Source organism: Streptomyces sp. NPDC055632 (assembly GCF_053618675.1).
In genome coordinates, this window is the sequence record NZ_JBSHHY010000082.1 from 1 (window position 1) to 6,450 (window position 6,450).

A 6,450-nucleotide genomic window follows, 5' to 3' on the forward strand; every position below is an offset into this window, starting at 1 on the left:
GTCAGACCCCCACCCTGCGGATACCTCATACATCCGGCATACCGCGACGATCAGCAACCGTCAGCCCCTACGACAAGACGACTTCAAGGTCAGTAGAGGTGAGCAGCCAGCCGATGCCTTTCCTGACCTGAAATCCGGGGCCGACATCCGCTCCGTCCTGGCTGGCGCCGGATCAGGCTCGACGGGCAGGACGAAGCGACAGCGCACCATGGCCGTCGCTGCGGCCAGCACCTCGGCGACCTCCCCCGCGCGTGGGGGCCGCACCGCTACCCGGTGCGCATGCACACGCACAGCATCGCGTGTCGCAGCCCCCGAGGTCGAGCAGGGCGTGCTACTGCTGCGGGCCGCCGGCATGGTCTCCGCCCAGGTCGTCGCCCACCGCCACACCCGGGAATGGCTCGCCGCCTGCGCCGCCGACCACGACCACTTCCGCACCCCGCCGGCCATCGACGACCTGCCCGACGGCCGCATCAGGACCACCGTCTCCGGCCGCTCCCTGATCGCCCCGCTCATCGTGCTGTGGGAGACCCGGTCCGACAGCGCTCTGGGCGTCGACTGGGCTCTAGCCTCCACCGTCTACCAGCGCGCCGCCACCGCCCTGACCAGCCTCACCGGGCAGGGCCGCACCATCCGCATCATCCTCGACGACGGCCACGACAACGACGGCCAGGCTGAGGACGAAGCCGACGAGAACGGCCAGAACGGCCGGGGGCCGGTGGGCTGGAGCCGCTGAACACCCAACCAGCCAACGGCCCTCGCCCGGCCTGCCGCAGCACGAACGCGGCGGGCGGCACTGTCCGTCCGGCGCGTCCGGCACAGGTGGCGTGGGTTGGCGACCAGAATGCTGCTCGGGTACCGAACGGGAGTGCCAGTAAGAATTCCGTCACCAGGCGCAGATGGCGGCGTCCCTACTCGGTACCCGGCAATGCGCGTGTACTCCACTCGATTGACACAGACCCTCACCATGGAGATGTAGGTGTGCCGTCTGGGTCTAGGCCGTACGGCCATCTCTTGCTGAAGAGTCCCGATCTCATGCCCAAGGTGTATAGGTCGCCGGTGGCGCCGCAGTTGGCCGCCTGTTGGGCCAGAGTTTCGGCGCTCTTTGAGTCCCCGGCCTGCTCCCGCATCATGGCCAAGCGGTACAGGGCACCAGTGTTGCCGTGGTCGGCGGCCTGCCGGGCCAGGGTCTCGGCGCTCTTTCGGTCCCCGGCCTGCTCCCGCATCATGACCAGGCGGTACAGGGCGCCAGTGTTGCCGCGGTCAGCAATCTGCCGGGCCAAGGTTTCGGCGTTCTTTCGGTCCCCGACCTCCTCCCGCATCTCGGCTAGGAGGTCCAGGGCGGTGATGTCGCCGCGGTCGGCGGCCTGCCGGGCCAGGGTCTCGGCGCTCTCCCAATCCCCGCCCTTCTCCTGCATCTGCGCCAAGTAGTACAGGGCCGTGGTGTCACCACGATCGGCGGCCTGCCGGGCCAGGGTCTCGACGCTCTCCCAATCCCCGGCCTCCTCCTGTATCTCGGCCAGGCGGTAGAGGGCGGTGGTGTCGCCGTGGTCGGCGGCCTGCCGGGCCAGGGTTTCGGCGCTCTCCCAATCCCCGGCCTCCTCCTGCATCTCGGCCAGGCGGCACAGGGCGGCGGTGTTGCCGTGGTCGGCGGCGCGGTAGCGCAGGGCGTGGGCCCATTGCAGGCGATGTCGTCTCTCGGCCTCCCAGGTGAGGTTGCCGAGGTCGTCGGGGTCGGTGAGATGGATGTGGGCGGCGTGCCAGAACGAGGCGGGGGGACACAGGCGGCTGCAGCTGGTGCGTCCGTGTTGTTCGAGGTAGTCGGCGAGCCGGAACAGCGGTCCTGCGATCGACGGAGTCGTGGCGTGAGCGGTCGGGGCCGTGGCGGGAGGGCGCCTTTGGGTACGGGGGGTGGTGCGGCGCAGGGGGGCTTGTTTGCCGTGGACGGGTGCGGCGAGTTCGGCGAAGGCCTGCTCGGCCCAGTCGTCGGTGAGCTGGTCGTAGTCGGTGTCGGTGAGGTAGTCGGTGGCGGCGTTGGTGAGGAAGGTGTGGGGGAGGTGGAGGCCGACGCCGAGACGGCGGGCATCCATCGCCGCTTCCAGGACTGCTGCGGCAGCTGGACTCGCGTGTCGGTAGCGGCTCAGGAGTTCGGGGGCGCCTGCGAGGTCCTGGGCGATACGCCCGTCAGTGCTCGCCCGTGCAAGTGCATCGGCAAGGATCCGATCTCCCTCCTTGGCCAGAGCGGTCGCGGCGCTCAGTGCCGGGGCGTCGAAGGTTTCGGGGACTGTCAGCGTGCGGCCGGCCAGCAGTTCCCGCACCCGGCTGTGCGGGTCCTCTTGGCCCGGTGCGGGCAGAGCCGTATAGCGGGTGGCGTACTCGGGCCAGAGCGTGCCCAGCACCAGGACCGGCCCGCGTTCCGCGGTCACCAGCAGCTGATGGACAGCAGCCGCGATCTGCTCGCCTACCGCGCGATCACCCAGGTAGTGCTGGGCCTCGTTCAACCACACCACGGTCCGCGGCGCGACCCGGGGCAAGTCTTGAAGGGCGTCCTGGGCGCGGGTCGGATCGAAGGGATGCCACAGCCGCCACCCCGCAGCGGCGAGCGGCTGTATGGTCTCCCAGCACGCCCGTGTCTTTCCCGTCGACGAACTGCCCACCAGCACTACGGCCCGACTACGACCGGCTGCGGCGTCCTCTACCAGCTCGGCCAAAACCCGGTCGTGCTCGCGCCGCACATACCCAGACAGCGTCCGCGCCCCCAATCGCCCGGTCTCGGAGCCAGCCTCGCCGAGCCCCGCCGGGTGGACCTCCAGGTCGTATGGATCCCACTCACCGATCGGGCGACCCGGCACCGGCCGCGCCCCACCCTCGGTGATCTCGACCGCGCTTCGCTGTAACTCCCGCAGCTCCTCCACCGGCAGTTGCAGCGCACGGGCCAGAGTGGCCACCGTCTCGGGTGAGGGTGCCGGCTTCGCTGGCGAGAGCGCCTCGGACACTGTTGTGCGTCCCAGCCCGGCACGGCCGGCGAGATCCGTCTGGTTCAGCCGCAGGCGGGCCATTCCGGCCCTCAGCCTCTCCCGCAACTCGGCCAGCGCCGGATCTCCGCCCTTGTACTCGTCGTGCACGGTGTACGCCCCCAGGACCGTTGTGTTCGCCGGTGTTCATCTTCCTCCCGGCGAACCCCGGCGAACGCGGGTCCCGAGATCTTCGATCACGTCAACACCTCACCACGTACCGGGAGATCGCCGTGACCGTCGCCGTCGTCCTGCTCACCGCCGCACTTGTAACCGTCCTCGCGTTCCTGGCCGGCGTCGCTGCGGGCAAGCTCGCCCGGATGGACAATGCCAGCTACCCCACCGCCCTCACCCGTGCCGCTGCCACCTTCGTCGCGGTCATCACCCTCGCCTGCGCCGTCACCGGCGCCCTCGCCGCCCTCCTCACCTGACGCCCTCCTCGATCTCCAATTCTTCCGTTTGCGGCTGGTACCAGAGGCCTCAACGGCGCCCCGAGTTTCGACCGGTCCTTCGCCGTCACGGAAAAGCTGCTGTCCCGGCCTTTATGGCCGGGACAGCAGCTGAAAGAGGCCGATCGTAGGTCTATCGGGTCCGTCCGCGCCCGGTGTCGGGCCCGTCCGGTCGGCGGTGGTGCGGCTGCTGCCGGGAGCCAGGGTCCTGGGCGGTGCCGCGCTTGGGTCCATCCGGATTTCGGGCCGTGGTGGTGCTACGGGACCGGGCCGCCGCGGCCGAGGGGCGCGCCGGCGGGGCGAGGCGCTGGGCCTCGGCGGGGAGCAGGATCGGTACTGCATCCTGCTCGATCCGGGCCAGTCGCTACGGCCACTCCGGGCCGAGGCCGCGACTGGTCTCACGCAGCCGGGGCTGGGTGTCGACGAAGCCCTTGCTCTCGGCCTCCGCGAGGGGGCGGGTGCGTTCGGTCTTGACGCCGTCACGCAGGGCCGGAGGGGCGGTCCACTGCCCTGAGCTGTCGAGGCTGTTGGTGTAGCGGGGCTTGCTCTCGCCGCGGCGGTAGACGCTCGCCAGGTCGACCAGGGCACTGCGGTCGACGCGGTCGGCCAGGTCGAGGATGCCCTCGAAGGACTCGTCGGCGTTGGCCTGGACGGTGAGGCGTCCCTGCCCCCGGTCGGCGAGCTGCTCGAAGTACCGGTTGACGATCCCCTGGTCGCTGAGCGCCTTCGGCACGCCCATGAACAGGCCCTCGATCCGGGCACCGGACTGTCGGTAGGCCCGCATGTTGAGGTGTCGCATGTTCTCTGGCGGTTTCCAGCTTGACCACGCTGAGTAGTCGGCGGTTCCTACTGATCACTCTGCGCCGTCGTGACCGGGCTCGTAGGGCGGGATCGTCCAGCGCATCGTTGTCCGGCCCGTGGGCCCAGGCTGAAGAGTCACGGGATAGACCTGCCCGAAGCGGCGTTCGCCGCGATGTCGCATCGAGTGGTCGCCGCTGTCCCAGTTGATCCCCAGAACGGAGCAGTCAGCGACCTCGATGGCGCCGATCTGAAGCGGGTGGGTCCAACTCGCGCGGTTGAAGCGGTGGAAGTCGGTGTGCTCATCGACTGCAACCATGACGCCCCGGTCCTGTTCGTCGCCTTTCCAGTCGTTGAGGGCGTCGCTGAGCTTCTTGGCGTCATCGAGCGGGAGGTCGAGCCACCCTCGCACTTGACCGCCGTGTCGCGGGATCAGTTCTCCGCCGAACTGACGATGGGCGGCCTCCGCGTAGCCTCCCCAGTAGGCGACATCGGCAAGGCCGTCGGTTGATGGATGGCCGTCTCCGGTCCAGGAGTCCAGGGCAAGCGCGTCACCGAGCACCATGCCGCAACGGTCGACCGGTAGGTCGCCAAGGATGATCGGCTCGTCCCCTCCGGTGCCGGCCCATGGCAGACCGAGATCGACCTCAAGGACTGCGATGGTTGGTCCGCCGTCGAAGGGCGACGCCGCCGTGCTGGCCCGCACCATCAATGGCCTGTCACTGGCGGCGCGAACTGCGGCCATCTCACACATCCAGTCGTGGACGTGTCCGCCGCCGACCGATGCCGCGGCACTTGCGCGCTCGGACAGCGGTTGGCCCAGCTGCGGCCAGTAGTCGATCCACGACACCGTCCCCAACACGAGGACCCCCGACGGCGCCGTCACGACTCCCAGGTCAATGTCAGTCTCAGCCATCCGGCGATTGAACCTTCCTTTTGCTCTCAGGATCAAGGTCCGGCCTGGTCAGCGCCTGTAGTCACCCGGGGCGTACCGGCTCCAGGTTCCGCCGGCCTCGGTGACCAGACGGGTGGCTGTCTTGTCGTGGTAGCCGAGCGCCTTCGCGATGACGGGGGCTGGGGCTTGGAGGACGAGTTGGCGGATCGCGGAGGTCCTGCCGCGCTGTGGCGGGACGCCGATCTTTCGGAGGTGGACTTGGAGGCTGACCGGATTCATGGGCTGTCCGGGCTGGCGGCCGGGGAAGAGCCACTGTGAGCTTCTACTACTGGCGTAGGGCAAGTGTTGGCGGGACTGGACGTATGCCCGCATGAGGTCAGCGACGGGTTCCGGAAGCGGGGACGGCGGGTCTCCCAGCCGGACGGTGAGGGTGGCCCCGTCGTCTATGACGTCGTCGACGGTGAGGCGGACGATGCGGGTGACGGGTTGCGCGTAGAGGAGAACGAGCGCGGCCGCGACCCGGGCCCGCAGGGGCAGGGAGCCGTCGTTGAGGGTCCGCCGGAGAATGGCGAGTCGGCGGTGCTGGTGCAGCGGCGCTTGGTCCTGGCTGTTGACTTGGGGTGGCAGGGTGAGGCGGGGCATCCGGCTCGTCTTCATGCACCAGCGCAGGAACGTCTGGGCCGGGCGCCGGGTGGCCAGCTTCTCCGTGTGCCAGGCGTCGACGTCCGCCTGCTGGCAGTGTTCGAGGGTGCGGCCTCGGTCGGCGAGCCAGGAGAGGAAGGTGCCGGCCTGAGTGATCTCCTGTTTCGCCTGGCCGGTCTGGGAACGTCCCAGAGGCCCCTTCTCGGCTTTGCTCCGCAGGCGCCGCATCTGGTGCCAGGTGGCGAAATGCTGAAGAAGCCGACGGTGTTCAGGATCCTCGATGACGCCGAGCCGTTCGGCCAGCCAGCGCTGGTAAAGCATGAACTGTCGGTCGACGCGTGGCAGGACGCCGCTGTCCATCAGCAGGTCACGCAGGTGGGCGACGGTTCGCCAGGGTGTTTCCTGGTGCAGTCCATCGTGGGTGAGCGGGATGCCGCCGGCGGCCAAGCCGTGGAGGAGACGGACGACGTTGGGGTTGCGGAGCCAGATCAGGCGGCTCTTGGGCTGGTCCATCTCCAGCAGGATGGTGACCAGCGGTTGCAGCGGAGGGGCGACCTGGCTAGGCCCTGTGTCGAAAGTTGCTGAGAGGCAACGTTGTGGCGGGCTGAAGCGTCCATGGGATTGCTGGACTTGGCTTGGCCAGGGTGTGTTGAGG

Annotated in this window: 6 protein-coding genes; 2 read left to right on the plus strand and 4 right to left on the minus strand. The window is 69.1% G+C overall.

Going from position 1 to position 6,450, the window contains the following annotated elements:
• Positions 1-328: 328 nt before the first annotated feature.
• Positions 329-733, plus strand: a complete 405-nt coding sequence (locus ACWGSR_RS37350) for a hypothetical protein (protein WP_453573831.1) — start codon at positions 329-331, stop codon at positions 731-733.
• 226 nt (positions 734-959) lie between these two features.
• Here ACWGSR_RS37350 and ACWGSR_RS37355 read toward each other — a convergent pair whose 3' ends face one another.
• Complete coding sequence (locus tag ACWGSR_RS37355) at positions 960-3,122, minus strand: helix-turn-helix domain-containing protein (protein ID WP_453573834.1); 2,163 nt, start codon at positions 3,120-3,122, stop codon at positions 960-962.
• 122 nt (positions 3,123-3,244) lie between these two features.
• Between ACWGSR_RS37355 and ACWGSR_RS37360 the strand changes: the two genes are divergently transcribed.
• A complete protein-coding gene (locus ACWGSR_RS37360) occupies positions 3,245-3,442 on the plus strand; it encodes a hypothetical protein (RefSeq protein WP_453573837.1) in 198 nt (65 codons plus the stop codon).
• Positions 3,443-3,824: 382 nt separating this feature from the next.
• On the opposite strand, the gene ACWGSR_RS37365 is transcribed toward ACWGSR_RS37360, so the two are convergent.
• From ACWGSR_RS37365 to ACWGSR_RS37375, 3 genes are read right to left on the minus strand one after another with little or no spacing between them, the layout of a single operon-like run.
• Entirely contained in the window at positions 3,825-4,259 is a 435-nt protein-coding gene (locus ACWGSR_RS37365) for a zeta toxin family protein (protein ID WP_453573840.1), read from the minus strand.
• A gap of 54 nt (positions 4,260-4,313) precedes the next feature.
• The gene (locus ACWGSR_RS37370; protein WP_453573843.1) at positions 4,314-5,174 is read right to left on the minus strand and encodes a hypothetical protein; all 861 of its coding nucleotides are present in this window, start codon (positions 5,172-5,174) and stop codon (positions 4,314-4,316) included.
• Positions 5,175-5,222: 48 nt separating this feature from the next.
• Positions 5,223-6,308: a hypothetical protein gene (locus ACWGSR_RS37375; RefSeq protein ID WP_453573845.1), complete on the minus strand. Its 1,086-nt coding sequence runs from the start codon at positions 6,306-6,308 to the stop codon at positions 5,223-5,225.
• Between the last annotated feature and the right edge of the window lie 142 nt (positions 6,309-6,450).

Coding starts and splice junctions, on each gene's coding strand:
- ACWGSR_RS37365 (WP_453573840.1), bottom strand. CDS start 4,259: ATGCGACACCTCAACATGCGGGCCTACCGACAGTCCGGTGCCCGGATC.
- ACWGSR_RS37370 (WP_453573843.1), bottom strand. CDS start 5,174: ATGGCTGAGACTGACATTGACCTGGGAGTCGTGACGGCGCCGTCGGGG.
- ACWGSR_RS37375 (WP_453573845.1), bottom strand. CDS start 6,308: ATGGACCAGCCCAAGAGCCGCCTGATCTGGCTCCGCAACCCCAACGTC.